Origin of the sequence: Sediminibacillus sp. JSM 1682029, from assembly GCF_041366435.1 — a bacterium.
In the GTDB taxonomy this organism is placed as follows: domain Bacteria; phylum Bacillota; class Bacilli; order Bacillales; family Amphibacillaceae; genus Sediminibacillus; species Sediminibacillus terrae.
The window spans coordinates 584,931-604,185 of the sequence record NZ_JBEWYY010000001.1 but is presented as its reverse complement, the minus strand read 5'-3'; the positions used below and the strand labels follow the sequence as shown (position 1 = coordinate 604,185).

Annotated in this window: 19 protein-coding genes, 1 pseudogene and 1 riboswitch; of the genes and pseudogenes, 12 read left to right on the top strand and 8 right to left on the bottom strand. The window is 43.0% G+C overall.

The genetic code is table 11. The features are described 5' to 3' along the window. Window positions 1-39: 39 nt before the first annotated feature. Entirely contained in the window at window positions 40-1,137 is a 1,098-nt protein-coding gene (locus ABVF09_RS03055; protein WP_153462082.1) for an MGDG synthase family glycosyltransferase, read from the bottom strand. A gap of 155 nt (window positions 1,138-1,292) precedes the next feature. On the opposite strand from ABVF09_RS03055, the gene ABVF09_RS03050 reads away from it, so the two are divergent. After that, window positions 1,293-2,147, top strand: coding sequence for a metallophosphoesterase (locus tag ABVF09_RS03050; RefSeq protein ID WP_026771605.1), 855 nt, complete (start codon window positions 1,293-1,295; stop codon window positions 2,145-2,147). 564 nt (window positions 2,148-2,711) lie between these two features. Here ABVF09_RS03050 and ABVF09_RS03045 read toward each other — a convergent pair. Then, on the bottom strand, window positions 2,712-3,272 hold the full coding sequence (locus ABVF09_RS03045) for a YkoP family protein (protein ID WP_371068590.1): 561 nt from the start codon (window positions 3,270-3,272) through the stop codon (window positions 2,712-2,714). A gap of 356 nt (window positions 3,273-3,628) precedes the next feature. Between ABVF09_RS03045 and ABVF09_RS03040 the strand changes: the two genes are divergently transcribed. Both ABVF09_RS03040 and cypC read left to right on the top strand, forming a co-directional pair. Next, window positions 3,629-4,453 carry an N-acetylmuramoyl-L-alanine amidase gene (locus ABVF09_RS03040; protein WP_051382075.1) on the top strand — a complete coding sequence of 275 codons (825 nt, stop codon included), beginning with the start codon at window positions 3,629-3,631 and terminating at the stop codon, window positions 4,451-4,453. 170 nt (window positions 4,454-4,623) lie between these two features. Beyond that, a pseudogene (gene cypC / locus ABVF09_RS03035) lies at window positions 4,624-5,876 on the top strand (CYP152 family fatty-acid peroxygenase CypC). Window positions 5,877-5,905: 29 nt separating this feature from the next. Here cypC and ABVF09_RS03030 read toward each other — a convergent pair. After that, window positions 5,906-6,151 carry a hypothetical protein gene (locus ABVF09_RS03030; protein ID WP_026571729.1) on the bottom strand — a complete coding sequence of 82 codons (246 nt, stop codon included), beginning with the start codon at window positions 6,149-6,151 and terminating at the stop codon, window positions 5,906-5,908. Between the two features lie 211 nt (window positions 6,152-6,362). Between ABVF09_RS03030 and ABVF09_RS03025 the strand changes: the two genes are divergently transcribed. After that, window positions 6,363-6,596, top strand: a complete 234-nt coding sequence (locus ABVF09_RS03025; protein WP_026571730.1) for a hypothetical protein — start codon at window positions 6,363-6,365, stop codon at window positions 6,594-6,596. Window positions 6,597-6,936: 340 nt separating this feature from the next. On the opposite strand, the gene ABVF09_RS03020 is transcribed toward ABVF09_RS03025, so the two are convergent. The 3 genes from ABVF09_RS03020 to ABVF09_RS03010 form a co-directional block, all read right to left on the bottom strand. Then, complete coding sequence (locus ABVF09_RS03020) at window positions 6,937-7,080, bottom strand: hypothetical protein (RefSeq protein ID WP_162832886.1); 144 nt, start codon at window positions 7,078-7,080, stop codon at window positions 6,937-6,939. Between the two features lie 55 nt (window positions 7,081-7,135). Beyond that, entirely contained in the window at window positions 7,136-7,918 is a 783-nt protein-coding gene (locus ABVF09_RS03015) for a PAS domain S-box protein (protein ID WP_051390504.1), read from the bottom strand. A 95-nt stretch (window positions 7,919-8,013) separates the two neighbouring features. After that, entirely contained in the window at window positions 8,014-8,181 is a 168-nt protein-coding gene (locus tag ABVF09_RS03010; RefSeq protein WP_371068589.1) for a Spo0E family sporulation regulatory protein-aspartic acid phosphatase, read from the bottom strand. A 160-nt stretch (window positions 8,182-8,341) separates the two neighbouring features. Between ABVF09_RS03010 and ABVF09_RS03005 the strand changes: the two genes are divergently transcribed. After that, window positions 8,342-9,394, top strand: coding sequence for a lactonase family protein (locus ABVF09_RS03005; protein ID WP_371068588.1), 1,053 nt, complete (start codon window positions 8,342-8,344; stop codon window positions 9,392-9,394). A gap of 36 nt (window positions 9,395-9,430) precedes the next feature. On the opposite strand, the gene ABVF09_RS03000 is transcribed toward ABVF09_RS03005, so the two are convergent. Both ABVF09_RS03000 and ABVF09_RS02995 read right to left on the bottom strand, forming a co-directional pair. Continuing rightward, a complete protein-coding gene (locus ABVF09_RS03000) occupies window positions 9,431-10,936 on the bottom strand; it encodes a potassium/proton antiporter (protein WP_026571733.1) in 1,506 nt (501 codons plus the stop codon). Window positions 10,937-11,975: 1,039 nt separating this feature from the next. Further along, window positions 11,976-12,314, bottom strand: coding sequence for a hypothetical protein (locus ABVF09_RS02995; RefSeq protein ID WP_051390505.1), 339 nt, complete (start codon window positions 12,312-12,314; stop codon window positions 11,976-11,978). A 198-nt stretch (window positions 12,315-12,512) separates the two neighbouring features. Here ABVF09_RS02995 and ABVF09_RS02990 point away from each other — a divergent pair, with 198 nt between their 5' ends. The 7 genes from ABVF09_RS02990 (at window position 12,513) to ABVF09_RS02960 (ending at window position 19,177) form a co-directional block, all read left to right on the top strand. Further along, window positions 12,513-12,908 (top strand): GntR family transcriptional regulator, encoded by a 396-nt coding sequence (locus ABVF09_RS02990; protein WP_026571735.1) that lies wholly within the window; start codon window positions 12,513-12,515, stop codon window positions 12,906-12,908. Continuing rightward, window positions 12,895-13,794, top strand: coding sequence for an ABC transporter ATP-binding protein (locus ABVF09_RS02985; RefSeq protein ID WP_371068587.1), 900 nt, complete (start codon window positions 12,895-12,897; stop codon window positions 13,792-13,794). Before ABVF09_RS02990 ends, ABVF09_RS02985 begins: the two co-directional genes overlap by 14 nt. Then, entirely contained in the window at window positions 13,769-15,742 is a 1,974-nt protein-coding gene (locus ABVF09_RS02980) for a DUF6449 domain-containing protein (RefSeq protein WP_371068586.1), read from the top strand. Before ABVF09_RS02985 ends, ABVF09_RS02980 begins: the two co-directional genes overlap by 26 nt. Window positions 15,743-15,763: 21 nt before the next feature. Continuing rightward, window positions 15,764-16,315 carry an RNA polymerase sigma factor gene (locus ABVF09_RS02975; protein ID WP_026571738.1) on the top strand — a complete coding sequence of 184 codons (552 nt, stop codon included), beginning with the start codon at window positions 15,764-15,766 and terminating at the stop codon, window positions 16,313-16,315. A gap of 309 nt (window positions 16,316-16,624) precedes the next feature. Beyond that, window positions 16,625-16,671, top strand: a riboswitch (PreQ1 riboswitch). A 132-nt stretch (window positions 16,672-16,803) separates the two neighbouring features. Further along, window positions 16,804-17,301 carry a preQ(1) synthase gene (queF, locus tag ABVF09_RS02970; protein ID WP_026571739.1) on the top strand — a complete coding sequence of 166 codons (498 nt, stop codon included), beginning with the start codon at window positions 16,804-16,806 and terminating at the stop codon, window positions 17,299-17,301. 67 nt (window positions 17,302-17,368) lie between these two features. Further along, window positions 17,369-18,001: a queuosine precursor transporter gene (locus ABVF09_RS02965; RefSeq protein ID WP_026571740.1), complete on the top strand. Its 633-nt coding sequence runs from the start codon at window positions 17,369-17,371 to the stop codon at window positions 17,999-18,001. A gap of 423 nt (window positions 18,002-18,424) precedes the next feature. Beyond that, window positions 18,425-19,177, top strand: coding sequence for an alpha/beta hydrolase (locus ABVF09_RS02960; protein ID WP_026571741.1), 753 nt, complete (start codon window positions 18,425-18,427; stop codon window positions 19,175-19,177). Window positions 19,178-19,255 lie beyond the last annotated feature (78 nt).

The following is a 19,255-nucleotide window of genomic DNA, read 5'->3' as shown; positions in this document are numbered from 1 at the left end:
ACATCTTAATAGGGAGAGAACATTTTTTAAGCATTTTTTTTACAAGCTGTTCAACTTCTGAGCGAGCAAAGAAGAGGCGTCCGCGGAGAGATCGCGTTGGTAGGCAGCAAGATTTGCTTCCAAACAGGGAGCTAGCATGTCATCGGAGAAAAATTGTAAAATCTGCTGCTCCACGTTTTGCCTTCCGACACTGTCGATGGCGATGCCAAGCTGCTTGATAAGTTCCAGATTGATTTCTTCTTGTCCTGGCAAAGCATGGTAAATAAAGACCGGTTTCCGCTTTTTGGTACACTCGCTGATGGTAACGCCGCCCGGCTTGCTGATAACAGCATCGATTTGCTCGTATATTTCATTCATCTCTTCCCTGGACTCGACATATCTTAACGGTTTAATCGACCGGGAATGCTCTTTTTGCAAGCTAGTGTACAGTTTTTCATTTTTTCCGCAAAGCACAAAATACGTACAACTTTTTTCCGATATATTGCCGATCAGCTGTTTTAAGCCGCCGACTCCCAAACTTCCTCCACTGATCAGCAGGTTCGGTTTTCCTTGTCCGGGTATTCGGAACCGGGAATGCTTGATAGCCTTGTGGGTGGGAATTCCCGTTAGGTAGATGGTGTCAGGATGCACCCCTTTTTCAATCAAGTCATCTTTGAAAATACGAGACGAGACAAAGTGCATATCCGCATCTTTCTTTGCCCACATTTGGTGAGCGAAAAAATCGGTATAAACATTGATGAGCGGAACATTCAGGTGTTCCTTCTGTTTTAAACGTCCGATGATATAGGACGGGAGGGAATGCGTACAAATGACAGCATCTGGTCGTTCCTCCTCCAAAAGTGCTTGGAATGCGTTCGTGAATAGGAGGTCATATAATCGGAAATTTTTTTGTGCCGATGCATCATCATATACCGATTTTCGGTACAGCCAATTATATGTCTGCGGCAAGTATTGGATCCACTTTAGATAAGACCCGGAAATGAGGCTTTCCAGTTTACCGAAAGTGTAAGCCAGAGGATCGACTTTTTTGCAAATGAACCGGGAATCGAGTTCCCGGATGTGATCGATGATTGTATCGGCTACTTGGTGATGTCCTGATGGAAGCTGCAAAAATGGTAAAAAGAGAAGTTTTTTCACATTGGATTCCCTCCATTTTTTATCCTGAGGTTAGTATGGATGAAAAAAACATTTTGTTTTCACGGGGGGATGAGTATCTCTCTGGCAACGAAACCAGTATTTACTAGTCTGGCTTTCATCGGATTCCTGTATAATGAAGGGCGGAGGTGCTTACGATGTATCTAATGTTGACAACTGTCGCCATCCTTTTGGCGATGATAGGAATAAAAGCTTATCAGAACACCAAGCATGTGGTTATCAATACATTGCAATTGGATCACGAATCAACAAATGGCGTCATACAGGAAGCACCACTGCAGATTCTGCACCTGTCAGATTTGCATTTGGAAAATATATCGATATCCCCACAGCAGCTCTACGATAAATTAAAAGATGAATCGATCGATTTGATTGCACTTACAGGGGATTTTCTTGACAGAAAACGAACGATTCCCAAATTGGAACCGTATTTGCAAAAGTTGAATCTTTTGAAGCCTGCTTACGGAATGTATGCTGTGTTTGGAAACCACGATTATGTATTGAATAATAAAAGTTTTCAAGATTTACGAGAGGTGTTGGAATCGAATAATTGTACGGTGCTTCAGAATGAAAGCAGAACCATCCTTTTAGACGGACAGCCGTTTCATATCATCGGTATCGATGACTATGGTACTGGTCACAGCGAGCTTGCCCCCTCTTTCGAAGGTGTTGGAAAAGGTTTTCGCCTTGTATTGACCCATGATCCCAACGTCGTGTTGGAAATGAAGGATTATTCGTATGATTATCTGCTATCCGGCCATTTTCACGGTGGTCAAATTCTTTACCCCAAAGCTTACCATTTAGTGAAAATGGGCAAGCTGGTGAAGATGAATATGATCAAAGGTTTACATCAGTATCAGGGCAGGGCTCTTTATATTAGTGAAGGTCTTGGCCAGACTGGTTTGAATATCCGTATCGGAAGCAGACCGGAAATTACCATCCACCGGTTACAGTCCGAGGCAGAAGCAATCCAAGAAAAAGTAGTAGGCTAAAGCGGCTGATTTATCAAAGCAAGCCATTCTTATTCTTCACCTTTCCGCGGGCACGGCTTCAGCTTACTTTGCAAAGAATACCGCCTTGCCAAGTGGAACTTCAGCTCGCGCTCTTCCCGCTGGAGTCTGCGTACCTTGCCTCCGTTCACGTAGAATTACTCGCAAACAAACGATGCTCCACTCCTGGTTGATTTCTGTTTTCTGTCTCATACCGTTACATGGAAAGCTAAACCGTATGGAAAGAGGAGTCCTTCTTATTTCTATTTATGTTGTTGGTTCGAAAGTTCCGATTTACCCTCCGTAGTGTTTTTCGTTTTCGTCCCTGTTTAGTTATTTTGTCTTGCACACATAAAAATCAGCCCCCGAAAACGTATCTTGCCGCAGCGATGCGAAGCACGCATCAAACAACAGGATAATGAGAAGTCTATCTTAGGAAGACAAAGGTTAAAAACCGAGCGAATTTGAACTATCAATCAAATTCGCTCGGTTTTTGTTTTGGTGCCCAAGCTTTTCCGGCCACTTCATTGTGGTCACGATGCTTTTGTTCCAGTCTCTTGGAAAGGGCTACTCTTTATAGGCACTCAGCAATTTTTGTTTAGACATAAATAAATACATCGGATCCTGCTTGGTCTTATGAAGGCTTGAAGTGTTCGTAGCGAGCTTATTGATTGTGGAGAAAATGACATGTTTGAACAACTTATAAGCTGGGTTGGAGATAGAATGGGTTTCAAATCCAAGCCTTCTGCAAATTTTGTGGTTCAACACCGTTATCCCGATAATGCCTTTTATTTGCTCCTGTTTCACATGATCTCGTACATAGGCTGCCAATCCAGGGAGGGAGGCTTGCACCGTTTGATAAACGTGCCTGGCTTTACGGATCTCGCCCTGAATAGCAGATGTTTCATTGATTAACCGGATATTATGAAGATGGATTTTGATCAATGTATCGTTTCTGGTAATGGAGGTGCCATCTGCCAATGTAATATCTTTTCCTTGATAAGAAGTGAGCCGCACCCTGAAAACATTTTGAAAGTCGTTGGAATTATCTTTGATATAGGAGAGCCGGGTGCATTGAAAGTAAATGGGATCTGAATAAGTCCAGAACTGAATAAGGTTCCTTCTCATGTTCTTCATTCCTTTCGTTCGGATGACCATGTTTATTTTGTAGTAAAAAATCATATTTATTTACCTATATATGTAATTGGAAAAAATTCCTTTTCGCAATGGGACAGACAGTGTACGACACTGGTCTGTTTTATTAGATGAGGCTTTTTCCGCTGTATTCCGTCGGTTTTTAACGAATGCCGGCCCCGTTCCAAGAAAAAATGAATAACAGGTTGTTAAATAGACCTGCCTGTCTTCTTTATTTAGTAACAAGCGGTTGGATTACCCATTGAATTGTCGAAGATTCGGCGCCGCTTCGACAGTGTGTTGTAGGATCCACCCCTTGTTGCCAATCATTTATAAAGGAGCTGGTATAGATGGTACGAGTAGCGATTGATATCGGGCATGGATCAAATACGTGGGAAAATGGTGGAGGAAAAGGGGTTATTCGCAATGGAGTGGTATATGAAGAGCATGACTTCAATTCTCTTGTTGCACAGGAACTGGATCGCCAGCTTCGCAATAACGGGATCGACACATTGCTTTATCAGCAGCCATTTTCACCAGAGGTGGGCTTGACCCAGCGTACAAATTACTATAATGCCCAGAATGTCGATCTGGTGTGGTCGATTCATGCGAATGCAAGTTCTTCAGCCAGTGCGGAGGGGCGTTGCGCCTTTTACTGGTACACAGCAAGTGAAGCGCGGCGGCTGGCAGAATTGTATGTCGAGGAAGTGCAAAATGCCGGTTACAGCACGCATGGCACAGGTCTTCATGCCAGTCAGCCGGGCAGTTGGACGAATCTTCACATCTGCCGGGAAACGAATATGACTGCAGTTCTGACGGAGAATGGATTCATGACCAATGATGCTGATTTTCAGCGGATTTTCGGTTCGGGACAAGCTACTTATGTGGCCAATATCGCCCGTATCCACGCTAAAGCTATTTGCAGATTCTTCGGCATCAGCTTTGAAGATGATGGGGGCGGAAATACCGGACAACAATATATTGAGATTCTTGCTGATTCCTTATGGACGTATAATTCAGCTGATTGGAATGACAGGGCGGTCATAGTCAGCCGTGGTGAAGTGTTTACCGTAATCCGCGATCGATTCTACGTGGACGGCGGGTATATGTATCAAATCAAAAGCGGGCTATATATCACAGCCAATCCGACATATGTGCGAGTATATACGAGGTAACAAGTCATTTCGGGCTGTCGAGTGAAAGCTTGGCGGCCTGTTTTTTTACTGTCCTTCTGCCAGTTATTACATATTCGTGTCCAATCTGGAGAAGCTATTGTTTGATAACAGGTGATTTGCATTGATTCCATAAAATGACTGGCAACTGCCCTTGAAAAGGAGATGTTACCATGGCCGGAGGCACTCGCATACCTCGGGAAAAAGGGTTGGACAACAGCTTGTCGCTCATGCAGGAAGGGTATCTCTATATCCCGAACAGATGCCGCCAGTATCAATCCAATATTTTTGAAACACGACTACTGGGAAAAAAGGCGATTTGCATGAGCGGCGAAGAGGCTGCAGAAATTTTTTATGATAACGACCGTTTTCAGCGTAATCTGCACCGAAAAGGGTACAGAAGACGTTGTTCGGTATGAATGGTGTCCAAACATTGGATGGGGCTGCCCATCACAATCGAAAGCAATTGTTTATGTCGCTGATGACAGAAAAAAGGTTGAAAGTATTGAATGATATTACTGCAGAACAATGGCAGGCGAGCATCACTGAATGGGAAAAAAAGGACAAAGTAGTTTTGTTAGAGGAAGCCAGGCAAATCATGTACCGGGTTGGTTGCAAATGGGCCGGTGTGCCGGTTGAAGAGGGACAAGTGAAACAACATGCTGGAGATCTTGGGGCGATGATTGACGCATTCGGGGCGGTCGGCCCCCGTTATCAAAAGGGACGCAGGGCCCGGACGCGCATGGAACGATGGGCTCGTCAGATTATAACGGATGTGCGTAGCGGGAAATTAAAGCCGCCTGAAGAAACGGCTGCCTATGCGATGGCTTTTCACCTGGATTTAAGCAATAAAAAGCTAAGCACGCAAATGGCAGCGGTTGAATTACTGAACATCATCAGACCCATCGTTGCTATTTCCCGGTATATCACCTTTGGCGCGATGACAATGCACGAGCACCCGGAAATCCAGGAAAAGGTAAGACAAGATAAAGAGAGTTACCGCCAATGGTTCGTTCAGGAAATAAGACGCTTTTATCCATTCGGCCCATTTACAGGAGCCAAGGTTCGTCGGGATTTTACTTGGAATGGGTTTGATTTTAAAAAAGGCACCCTTGTCCTGCTCGATCTCTATGGGACAAATCATCATCCGGAAATCTGGGAGGAGCCTGAACAGTTCCGGCCAGAACGCTTCCGTCATTGGAAAGGGAGCCCTTTCGATTTTATCCCTCAAGGGGGCGGGGAATACGATATGGGACATCGTTGTGCCGGTGAATGGGTCACCATTGAAGTCATGAAAACCAGCCTGGCTTTTCTGATGCTGATTGAATATGAAGTACCTCCACAGGATAAGAGCATTGATTTAGCACGGATGCCGGCTTTGCCGAAAAGCAGGTTTGTCATCACAAATATAACCAGTATAAGCTAAATGAGGCTGGGCAAAAAGCATCGTGAATATCATAAACCAATGTGCGAATCTTCACCCGGCAAGGTACTTTCGTTTTCCGCAGGCACGGCTTCAGCTAAATTGGTAAAGGAAAGCACAGTATCTTGCTGTAACTCACTAAAAAACAGAATGATAAGAAGCTTATCTAAGGAACTACAAAGCAAAAACCGGAAGAATTCAATCAGTACTTGGAATTCTTCCGGTTTTTGCTTTGGTGGCCAGGCTTTGGTCCTGGCTGTTTTCGGAAAAAATTCCATTCACCCTCATCCTTGCTTCTAGGCACATAATACTTATAATCGAGTCATAGCACTCCGCTACGGAAAACCCCTTCGCTGATAACAGCTTTCTTTTTGAAAAAGGATACCATGAATTTCAATTAGTAATCACCCGCAAATATTTAAAAATTCGGAAAATTGAATATTGAAATATTGTCGAATCGGTGTATAGTAGACGAAAGGGGGAATCAACATGAAGTGGGAAGTACCGCCGCATAGCGGCAAAGGATTCAAGTTAATTGGAACTCAGAAGGTCGATGGGGAAATTCTTTTATATTTCATCGGTTCCAATGTAAACAGAGAAAAGGTATGGTTAAGCCGTATTCACAAGGAAAACGAAGCCATACAACATTATGTTTCTTCATATTTGCCTAAAATTCTTTCAGGTGTTTATGATGTTGCTTTGACAAATCCAAAACCGAATTAAGTCATAATTGAGAGCTTTTCCATTCTATTATCGAAAACGAATGGAAAAGCTTTTTCAGTTGCTGAAAATAATGGAAAGAGTTGATCGTGATAAAATGTTTTAAGCACCAATGTTGAAAAAAGTGTAAGAAGAGAAGAATAGGCTTCACCTTGTCGATAAAGGTTTTATAGGCGGAGGGTGGCGGTGACAGGCAACTCGTCTATTTCTTTGACCGTCCAAAATGATCAGTCTGTTTAACTGATCATTTTGGCAACGATCAGGATGATGCTTGCTCGAAGCTTCCTGCTCAAGGTCCCGGCAACAACCATACACATAAGTTAAGACGTCTCTACGTTTGCCCTCATTTGAACAGCTTTTTAAGTACTTTACCGGCCGATTTACCTGCAGCTCGTCTGCCGATTCTTTTTCCGACGCGCCCTTTTCTGACAGCGTCGATATCATTCCAAATGCGAAGAATCTTGTAAATGTTTGATTTTAGTCCCATCTTTCACCTCTCCTATGAATCACTGGATAAAGGGGCATGATTATTTCCCTTTCCCTCAACCCCTTACTCCAATAAAATGAAGCGCCTGCCGGACAGAGCCAAAGGACTTGATTGAAAAGTTGATTCCGAGCTGGGTGGCAACCTGGGCCAAATCCGGCCGCATTCCGGTGATGATCGTTTCGACCCCGAGCAAACGGATGGTTTCATTAATTTTAAACAAATAATCGGCAACGTAAGTGTCGAGATTGATGATGCCGGAAAAATCCAGTATCAACCACTCGATATCCTGGTCAGCAACCGTGGCGGGAATATGATCCAGAAACTGCTGAGCTCGTTCGGTTTCAATGGAACCGATCAGTGGTAGAACGGCAATTCCATCAAGTATCGGCACCACAGGGGTGGCAAGCTCATTAATTTCCTTTAATGCTTTATCGAGCGATTTTTCCGTTTCTTTTCGCTCTGTTATATCCCGTATGACAGATTGCACAGCTTGTTGATTTTCTATTTTCAGCGGGTTGCAATTAACTTCGACGTCCACGGTAGAGCCGTCTGTACGTTTGATTGCCTGCTCGCTGGTTGATACAGAAGTACCATGGACTTCTATCTGACGGATGCGATCTTGCACCGTTTGGTGGTAATCTTCATGGATATAAGATAGAAGTTCTTTACCGATGAAATCCTGTGCCGTTCCTCCAAGGAGCTCAGCCCCTGAATGGTTAATATAAACAATTTCTCCATCGATATGAATGATTATTGCTTCTGTCAATTGCTCTATCATTTGCTTGAATATACCATGATGGTCCAAAGAAACGTCGTTAAAACGAACGATAATCAACACATCCTTTCGCTATCATTCCTCTCCTCACCATGACACAGTTTGCCATATTTGTCGATGGCGCTCGTTGAGTATGTGTCAGAAAGAACAAAACGAAGTTATTCAGTCCCTTTTGGGTCTTTCAAAGCATCAAACAAATTTAACGCTTCGTCTAGTGTTTGGGATATTCTTAAAATTTCCGGGCTGTCTGGATTGCACGTGAAAACCTGATACATTCTCGAACGAAGGGTTTCGATTTTCCTTTCTACTTGCTCTATCTCTTTCATGTGCATCTCCCTTTTCTATCTATCTTTCAGAACGTGTGTTCTTGATAGATTAACGCCATTATAAGTGATTTCTCAGAAAATGGATAGAAAAACATATAAAAATACAGATTTTATTTGTTATGGTATAGTGAATGTATCTTGTTATGGAGGTGGACTAGTGATGGTTAAACAACAAATCCTCGGATACATTGGTACATACACTAACGGGGACAGCTTAGGCATTTATTCATTTTCGCTTGATCAATCGAATGGGGAGGTTTCCGTCCTAGCGGATGCTGCTCATGTAGAAAAACCAACCTATTTAACGATAAGCAAAGATAATAGGTTCCTTTATTCCGTTATGCAGGAACAGGATGGGGGCGGTGCAGCTGCTTACTCCATTAATGAAAACGGTACCCTTTCCCTGGTGAACAAGCAGGTGCTGGAGGGAGCAGCCCCTTGTCATATCAGTATTGACGATTCAAACCAGCAATTGGTTACGGCCAACTATCATAAAGGTACGGTCGATGCCTATCCTGTCGATGCGGAAACAGGAGCAATTGAAGCTGCTTCATCCATTGTCGAACATGTCGGTTCCGGCCCTCATGAAAGACAGGAAAAACCGCATGTTCATTTTTCGGGCTACACCCCAGATGAAAAATATGTTGTCGTAGTTGATTTAGGCTCCGATACGGTAAAAACATATGAAATCGATGATGGGAAACTGGTGGAAGTGAGCAGTCTTTCTACTAAACCAGGGAGCGGACCGCGCCATATTGTGTTTCATCCCAATGGAAAGTTTGCCTATGTAATGACGGAGCTGAGCAATGAAGTCCTGGTCCTTGCTTATGATCAGGCAAAAGGAAGTTTCTCCCAAGTACAGGCGATTTCGACTATTCCGGAAAACTTTACGGAAAACAGCCAGGGAAGTGTCATTCATATTTCTTCAGATGGACGCTTTGTGTATGCTGGAAATCGAGGCCATGACAGCATTGCTTTGTTTGCCGTGGAAGGGGACGGCGAAAAACTGTCGTTTGTCGAACATTATTCGACAGAAGGGGATTGGCCACGCGACTTTAGTATGGATCCGTCTGAAAGGTTCTTACTTGCTTCCAACCAAAACTCCAGTAATTTGACCTTGTATACACGCAATCCGGAAACCGGGAAACTGAAGTTAAAGCAAAAGGATGTGTCTGTGCCTAATCCGGTGTGTGTGAAATTTCTACATCAATGATAAAAAAGACATTCGCTCATTTAAAGCGAATGTCTTTTATTCTTCAGGGGCATTTTTTGGTTTTTTCTCGTCCTTTTCTTCTACTGCTTTCTTTGTTTTCTTCTTCCCAAAAAGAAGAGCCCTGACTTTGTCGCGCTGCTTTTTATGGGTTAGAACATATAACGTATCGCCGGTTTCGAGAATCGAACTTCCGGTTGGTGTGATCACTTTTCCATCCCTTATGATGGCGGTGATCAATGTTTCTTCTGGCAGTGTTAAGTCCTCGAGCGTCACACCTGTCGCAGGTGTATTTTCACTAATGGTTGCCTCCATTATTTCGGCTCCAGATCTCCCCAGTGTAATCAATTCCATCGTTGGAAAAGGGCTTGCCTGCCTTGTTTCCGTCAATTTCAACTTGCTTCCAAGCCAGGATAGTGTACTTCCTTGAATCAGGGCGGAAGTAAGCACGACGAAAAATACAACGTTGAAAATCAACTGACTGTTTTCAACTCCGGCGAGCGTTGGATAAGTGGCGAGAATGACTGGTACTGCCCCTTTCAAACCAGCCCACGAGATGAAGGTCTTCTCCTTTCCTGTGTACTTCATGAAGAGCATGCTGAGAAAAACACCGACAGGACGTGCGATAAACATTAAAACCACAGATAACAATAGTCCCTGCCAGAAAATATCTAGTAGTTGTTCAGGAAATACCAGTAATCCCAGAAGGATGAACATGATGATTTGCATCATCCAGGCAAAGCCTTCGTTGAACCGCAAAATGGAAAATCGGTACATCAAATCATTGTTGCCGATGTATACTGCCATAACGTAAACGGCAAGCAGCCCGCTGCCTCCGATAGCAGAGGTGAAAGCGTACGTGAATATAGCACAAGCAAGCGCGAGAACGGGATACAATCCGGAAGCGTCGAGCGTGATTTTATTGATCACAGCCGTGGTTGCCTTTCCAAGCAGGATACCGATTACCAATCCGATTCCCATTTGCCAGAAAAAGCTGCCGATTGCAGTCCATATGGAGCTGTCCGGCAGTTGAATGACCTCAATGAGCGTTACGGTCAAAAAAACGGCCATCGGATCGTTGGTGCCGGATTCGGCTTCCAATGTAGAGGTGATCCGCCGTTTAATATTTTTATTGCCAAGGACAGAAAATACTGCAGCCGCATCCGTAGACCCGACGATTGCACCGAATAGCATTCCTTCAAGCAGGGATAAATCGAGGATATACATGGCAGCCAAACCAGTCACCGCTGTTGTAATCAACACGCCAACCGTAGCTAACGAACCCGCAGCCCCCAGTACAGGACGGATATTTCCCCATTTGGTTTGCGTACCGCCTTCAAACAAAATGATAATCAAGGCGACAATACCGATCAATTGGCTGAGCTTGGCATTTTCAAAGAATATGTAATTGTTTAGAAACATACCGACCAACAGAAAGAGTACGAGCGAGGGAAGCCCTAATCGTGAAGAAAATTTTGTGGCTAATACCCCGATGATCAACATAGTAGAAAATAAAAAAATCAAAGCTTGAACCGATAACTCCAACTTTTTTTCAATCCTCTCCCAAATAATTAATTTTCTTTCTATTATCAATAGTAATCGTATTTTTAGTAAATAACAAAATACTCGTCTTGATGAAAAGGAAAAAGTGAATGGTTAAAAAAACAGACTGCCGAAATCCGGCAGTCTGACGAGCCTGTAATTAGCTCTATTTTTAAGGGGGGAGGAAGTTTCATTTACTTCTACCTCACCAATAGGAAGTAGAGAATAACCATTTAGATGAGATGTATAGATACAATATCCTTAATTTTGGAGGATTAAACCTATTTTTATAACAGAATAGGGGGAACTTTTTTTATTCAGAATATAAAAAAGCCCCTCGTTTAAAACACCATTATCATCATGGTTGTATTCTGTGGGTTTTTGCTGTTGTGCAAAATGTATAAACTGCGACATAGTTTGGGCGCGTCTTCCTGAACTTACTTTTGTTGAGTTGGAATTCGACGCTGCGAAAATACCCTGCGCTTTCCGCGGGCGGCTGGTGAGCTTCCTCGAGCTAACGCTCTGCGGGATCTCACCGAGGCCTTTCCTCCCGCAGGAGTCTTCGGATATTTTCTTCGCTAGGAACAGCTTTCTGTTTAGAAACGCCTCGAAATTTTTATTCATGGTACTCTATGCACCGTATCATCAAAAGACATTGCCAGGGAACAAGCCAAGAACAGGATAATAAATGGAACTTCAACTATCTATTTATGAAAAGAAGTACACATTTCCTGACAAAAGCTTTTAAGATGGCTTGTTGGGACTCAAAGAAAAAGTCTCTAGGTTTGCGATAACACCATGCTTCTTAGCGTAGGTAGCATGCGTAGACTCCAGCGGGAACAGCGCGAGCTGAAGATCCACTAGGTAAAGCGGTTTTCTTTACCTAGTTAGCTGAAGCCGTGCCCGCGGAAAGCGAAGTATGCTGCCGAAGCGGTGGTTAGCACGCTTTTTGAATAGGCAACGGAGCTTCCCATTACAGTTATGTCGCAGTTTCTATCCAATACGCCAATTAATGAGGAACGAGAGACTTTAACAATCAGGGTTATTTATCATTGTTAATTAATAATAAATGAACAAAATATTCTTGTATCGCTACAATTAACGAAATCAGAATTGCTCCTGTCAGGGTGACGTGGATATCCGAAAAAACAGCGGCAATAAGCAGCAGTAATCCTATCGTGGCTGCGAAATCGAGCAAGATACTCAGCCAAAATGTTTTTCTCCGCAAAAGTAAAGCTTCCATCACCACTCCAACAACCGCTAGCAAAACGATAGCTGCAATGGTCTGCCACACAGATTGAAATTGTACTCCTTCATAAGTAGATGTGAAGAGCAAAATAATAATTGGCAGCATAACGATTTTGATCAATAAACTTATCATCCCAGCAACCTCCTCTTTCCCAAGTATTGCCTTTGTGCTTTTTTATAAAACCGAGCGTGTGTCAATTCAGTTTTTTCGCCAGGGGATTTTGAAAAAAATAAAATACTCCTTCTCAAATTCTAATGTTTGGTATATACTTTAACTGTATTATAAATATTAATACAGTTAATACAGTTAACCGGAAGCGGAGGATAAGCGATGTTCGATCTCGATATTAGAAGCCGGAAGCCGATATATGAACAGCTGGTCGATAAACTGAAAGAGCTGATCATCAATGATGTGCTCCAAGTAGATGAAAAGCTGCCCTCTGTACGGGTGCTGGCCCAACAATTGACCATCAATCCGAACACGATACAAAAAGCCTATAGAGAATTGGAGACGCAAGGCTATATTTATTCGGTAAAAGGAAAAGGCAGTTTTGTCAACAAACTGGCGAAATCGGAAAAATCGGAAGAACTGCAGAAAGTGAAAGATCAATTGGAAAAATTGATAGCTGAAGCAATGTTCTTCGGGATGACCAAGGACGAATTACAGACATTGATCGAAGAAATAGAGGAGCAAGTAAAGAGGGGGGATCGCGATGATCGTCAGTAACAGTATTAGTAAGAAATACGAAAAATCCCATGTGTTGCAACATGTTGGGTTACAAGTCAACAAAGGCTCTATTTATGGCTTGCTGGGATCGAATGGGGCCGGCAAAACGACTTTATTGAAAATTATTGCCGGGATTGTCAGACCGGATGATGGAGAAATAACGGTTGACGGAAAAGGAGTTTTTGAGGATACGGAAGTGAAGGCGACAATGTTTTTTCTCTCCGATTCCCTTTATTTCTTTTCCCAATACACCATCAAACAAATGGCTGACTTTTATCGGGATACTTACCCTAACTGGAATCAGGAGCGCTTTTTGAAACTGCAGCAACTGTTTCAACTGGACAGGAAAAAGAAAATAAGTCAGTTTTCGAAAGGGATGCAGCGACAAGTGGCATTTTGGCTTGCTTTGTCCACCATGCCGGAATATCTCATATTAGATGAACCATTTGACGGTTTGGATGCCGTCATTAGGAAAAAAATAAAAAACTTGCTTGTCCAGGACGTCGCAGAAAGGGAGATGACTATTATCATTTCTTCCCACAACTTGCGGGAAATAGAAGATATTTGTGATTACATCGGCATTCTTCATCAAGGGCAGCTTTTGCTGGAAAAAGACATCGATGATTTGAAATCCGATATCCACAAAGTCCAGGTAGCCTTCCGGCAAAAGCCGGAAACGGAAGTTTGGGATAATCTGGACGTATTATACAAAGAGAGACGCGGCAGTGTGATCTTGGCGATCGTGAGAGGGAAGGAAGAAGATATCGTTTCTCATCTGGAACAGTATCAACCAGTCATTCTCGATCTCCTGCCGTTAACATTGGAAGAAATATTTGTGTATGAAATGGGGGACGCCGGTTATGCAATCGAAAACATCCTTGTTTAATAAACAATTATTGAAGCAGGATTTAATGAGTGCAGGATGGATCGGCATTGTATACTTCGCTGGACTGTTTTTTTCACTTCCGTTGAATTTGATGATGCTGGAATCGGATGAACGGAGGAATTATTCCTTCAACAGCTTGTTTGATTCAAATGCAGAGATTCAGTTATTCCTTCTTTATATTATTCCGGTACTGGTCGCTGTGTTTTTATATCGATACATGCATGTAAAAAATGCTGCCGATTTCATACACAGTCTGCCAATCACTCGAAGGAAAATCTTTAACCATCATTTTCTAATTGGAATAGCGCTTATTGTAATGCCTTTATTGTTGACTGCCGTGACTTTATCACTGATGCTGCCGGCCATGGATTTGTACATGATTTACACCCAGACAGACATTTGGGAGTGGTTTGGCGTTTCTGTCGCTTTTTCTCTCCTGCTTTTCTCAGCGGGAGTTTTGATTGGGATGTTTACTGGTGTTTCTGCGGTACAGGGTGTGCTGACATATATTTTTCTCCTGTTTCCTGCAGGCATTTTAGTGCTGATTTATTCGAACCTGGATGTCTTATTGGATGGATTTCCATCCTCCTACTATCAACTTACTAACGTGGATTTATATTCACCACTTACAGACTTTGTTGATATGTACGATTGGAAATTCCATGGCTGGAAATTCAGTATTTACATGCTGCTATCCTTGGTGTTTTACGTCTTGGCCTGGTTCGTCTATCACAAAAGGCCGGCTGAAGCAAGTGGTCAGCCTTTAGCATTCCATCAAGTACGCCCGATTTTCAAGTATGGTGTAACAACTTGCATGATGTTGTTTGGCGGATTTTATTTCGACCAAACCGATAACCATTTTGGGTGGATAGTCTTTGGCTATATAGTAGGTTCACTGATCGGCTATCTTGTAGCCGAGATGGTCCTGCAAAAAACATGGCGTGTATTCGGTAAATGGAAGGGATATGTTCTGTTTCTTGCAGTCGCAGGCGCCGTCATTCTTCTGCTTTCCTTCGATGTTACAGGTTATGAAAAACGGCTGCCAGAAGCAGAACAGATTGAATCGGTTTATTTTAATGAAAATCCAATGTACTACTCTGATGAACGCTCAACGAAAAATATACGAGATATGGCGATAGAGGATCCTAGGATAATCAGGCAGGTTCAGAAATTGCATCAGCAACTTATCGAACAATCGAGCAGTATCCTCCCGGATGACCGATCCAATGAAGAGAAATTGTTTTTCAGTTACCAGCTGAAAAACGGAAAGATGATCAATCGGGAGTACTATATCGATTTGGACGAAACGTATGAACAATACTTGAAACCGATTTATGAGTCCCGTGAATATAAGGAAATCAAGAACCGGATATTGACGATGGATGAAAATGACTTTGGCAACTTGGTCATTTCCAGTGAATTTGATCGTTCTAGCAGCACTAGTATCGTGGAGAAAACTGAAATAAAAGAAGCACTGCAGCAATTGAAGCAGGATATTTATGATCAAAAGTATGAGGAAATTGTCCATCCAAGCGACACGATGGCTTATATTGAAGTTCCCGAGGAAGAAAACATGTTTTACCAGCTTCCAATATTGCGTTCTTATGAAAATTTTCAAAGCTGGTTGAAAAATCAGGGGATATATGATCAAACAATCATCCAGGCTGATGATATATCTTATGCCGTCATATTGGACGAAAGAGATGAAAGCCAAGATGTATATGAGACGTTATATGAAGAAAAAAATGGTGATAATGGCTTGGTCACCGAAAATAAACAAAAAATCGGTCGGATTCTGGAAACAGTGACAAGTGAGCATTATGGCACGGAGGATTCTTCTCATTATTATGCAGGGTTTTACCTGGAAGGAGAAAACAATCCGGTTGTAAGGCCAATATCCAAAGCCAATGTGCCGGCATTCGTTACAGATTATTTTGGGGACAAGTAAAAGGAGAAGGAGAGAAGAGAAATGAAAGAAGCTAAGACGGGGGAGGGGATTTGTTTTGAAGCCGTTTATCAACAGTATTACCAACGAATGTATTTGGTTTCAGTCGGTATAACAAAAGACCGTTGCCTTGCCGAGGATGTTGTTCAAGATGCTTTCATAAAAGCTTACAAGCACTTTGATAAATTGCGTGATCATGACAAGCTAGGAGCGTGGTTGACAAGCATCGCTTACCGAACTGCAATCGATGCAATCAGGAAAGAGAAAAAGCGGACGTTTGTCCCGCTTGAGGATGTGTACTTGACCAGCCAGGAAAGCAGCTCTGAGGAACGGGTGGTTGAAAAACAAGTGGAGTACAAATGGACCGAAGAACAAATAAAGCGGCAGGTGGTCTTGCTGAGTCCCAAGCTTCGTAAGGTCTTTACCTTGAAATACCAAAACGAATGGACCGATAAAGAAATTGCCGGCAGTTTGAGACTTGCCCTTGGAACCGTCAAAGCCCGATTGTACAGAGCCAGAAAACGTGTCAAAGAAGGAATGGAACAGACAAGCCAAACCACCCATATCAGTGCCTGAGGAATGACTCCGGGGTGCCACTTGGGGGTCAGTCCCTCCGGGAGGGATAACAGACAATTAGTTGCCATTGAGGGACAGACCCTGATGAGAAGGATATAAAAGACTGAGATGTCAAGGATTAAGGATTTTGGGGACAGTCCCCCCGGCCAATAAATCCACGAAAAGCATGCTTTTGGGGACAGACCCCCCACATTCAGGTTGAGCCTTGTGATGGGGTGTTGGGGACAGTCCCCGTTCTGCTGTTCGATGTTGACTTTTATGGCTATGCTCTTTATAATTAGTCGGGAATAATGAAGATAATCCGTTTGATCGGGAGAGGTTCTTAGCGTAAACCCTCTATAAAAAACTAAGGACATAAACAGGTGTTTAAGGCCATGTCCGATAGGGGCATGGCCTTTTTTGTTCCGATCTTTTTATGACGATTTATGGAAACAAAGAAATGAATTATTACTTGCTGATAATCAAGCAAGTGAAAAGGAGCGTTCAAGATGGCAGGAAGAAGAGATGAAGAGCTGACGGATATAACTTTACTGGGAAGTCAGGGGACGACCTATCAATTTGACTATACACCGGAAGTGCTGGAGACATTTGATAATAAGCATCCTGGTCGTGATTATTTTGTGAAATTCAATTGTCCTGAATTCACTACGCTTTGTCCTAAAACAGGGCAGCCCGATTTCGGAACAGTCTATATCAGTTACATTCCGGATGAGAAAATGGTGGAGAGTAAATCATTGAAGTTGTACCTGTTTAGCTTCCGCAATCATGGCGATTTTCATGAGGATAGCATGAACATCATCATGAATGATCTGATTGACTTAATGGATCCTCGCTATATAGAAGTTTGGGGCAAGTTCACACCGCGCGGGGGTATTTCCATCGATCCATACGTCAACTATGGCCGTCCAGGCACGAAGTATGAGCAAATGGCTGACCATCGGATGATGAATCATGACCTGTATCCCGAAAAAATCGATAACCGTTAATTTTCAAGTTAGAAGAGGGTAAAACTTTGAGCCTTTCCTTGTTTCAAAATGAAAGGGAGAAGAAGTTATGTTGATTTATTTGAATGCACTATTCACCGGTCTCTTGGTAATATCCAATGTGCTGGGTGTGAAATTGTTTGCTGTAGGAGGGTTTGTCCTGCCAGCAGCCGTGATAGTCTATGTCATCACTTATTTGATAACGGATGTTATCGGTGAAGTCTATGGCAAGGATGCTGCCCGGAAGACTGTTCAGGCGGGATTTGTCACCCAGTTATTGGCAATGTTGTTTATTGTTATTGCGATTCAGCTTCCGGCAGCACCAGTATTTGCAGGTCAAATCGAATTTGAAACGGTTCTGGGCGGGAGTTTCCGGGTGATGCTGGCAAGCTTGGTGTCATATTTGGCCAGCCAAAACTTGGATGTGTCCATCTTCCATTCTTTAAAGCAAAAACATGGAACAAAGAAACTATGGCTGCGCAATAACTTGTCGACAATGACAAGCCAGCTGCTTGATACGATTGTTTTCGTCACCATTGCTTTTGGAGGGACAGTCCCCTTTGGGGTGCTTATCGGAATGATTGGTTCACAGTATCTATTTAAAGTGCTTATTGCCTTCATTGATACACCTATAGCTTATCTGTTGGTCAAGCTGGCGAAAAAGCCTGAAACCAAGCAACTGACGCCTTTTCCAAGTAAATAGAAAATCAAGACCACCGCTTCCTTGTGTGAAACGGCGGTCTTTTTTATGTTGTGGAGGGGACAGTCCCCCAAAAACAACTAAAAGAGGTTTTATTTCTCGATGGGGTCAGTCCCTCCTCGGGTTATATCTTACTCTCGATCCTTCTCCTGCCAAGGGTTTTAGCTGATTTGGATAATAGTCCAATTGTTTCTATCGGACCAAAATATGCCTGAATGGGGTCAGTCCCCCATATATCGATATTCATTAAAAATTTCTATTTCGACTAATTTTGGGGACTGACCCCCTTCTCGACCCCCTTCTCTAGACTCTCTAGTCGTTTTCTTTTCTTCTGATGGTTTGTATTTTTCTTTGGTTATGGTAAGATTTAACTGTTATCGATTAAAAGCAGATACATATTCATGTTTGAAATAGGGAGGTAGTATGATGGCGGCTAATTATCGTGTGATGAAGGATGCAGAAGCATTTTACTTTGCCGGCAATGAAATTGGAGTGCTGGTTGTCCACGGATTCACGGGTACGACGCAGAGTATGCGATATATAGGTGAACAGTTCGCGGCGGAAGGTTTTACTGTCCTGGGACCGAGATTGGAAGGCCATGGTACTGATCCGGAGGATATGGAAGCGTCTACTCATCAAGATTGGATTGATAACGTAGAAGCGGGCTTGGCAACGTTGAAGGAAGAATGCTCCAAGTTGTTTGTGGCCGGCCTGTCCATGGGTGGTACGTTGACATTATATTTAGCGGAGCAGCACCCGGAAATAAATGGGATCCTGCCTATCAATGCTGCGGTGGATATTCCGGAAATGGCCGAAAACTATCGGGAGTTGGCCAAGACGGATACTAGATTTGTAAACGGGATCGGCTCCGATATCAAAAGGTCGGGAATCAAGGAACTTGCCTATGAAAAAACGCCAGTTAAATCGATGGGGGAGATCGTTACATTAACAGAAAAGGTCAAGCAAAACTTAAGCAATATTACGACCCCTGTCCTGATCTTTTCTTCTAAGGAAGACCATGTCGTTCCGCCGGAAAACTCCCAATTGATTTATGATTCGGTCTCTTCGACAGAAAAAACGCTGTTTCCTTTGGAAGCAAGCTATCATGTCGCCACTTTGGACAACGACAAAGAGGTTATCGCGAATAAAGCGATCCAATTCATTAAAGCAAACTGCTAAATCAGCATTTTTATAGCCGAAAAACGAATAAATCAACCACCTATAACACACCAGGTGGTTGATTTATTCTATGTCAAG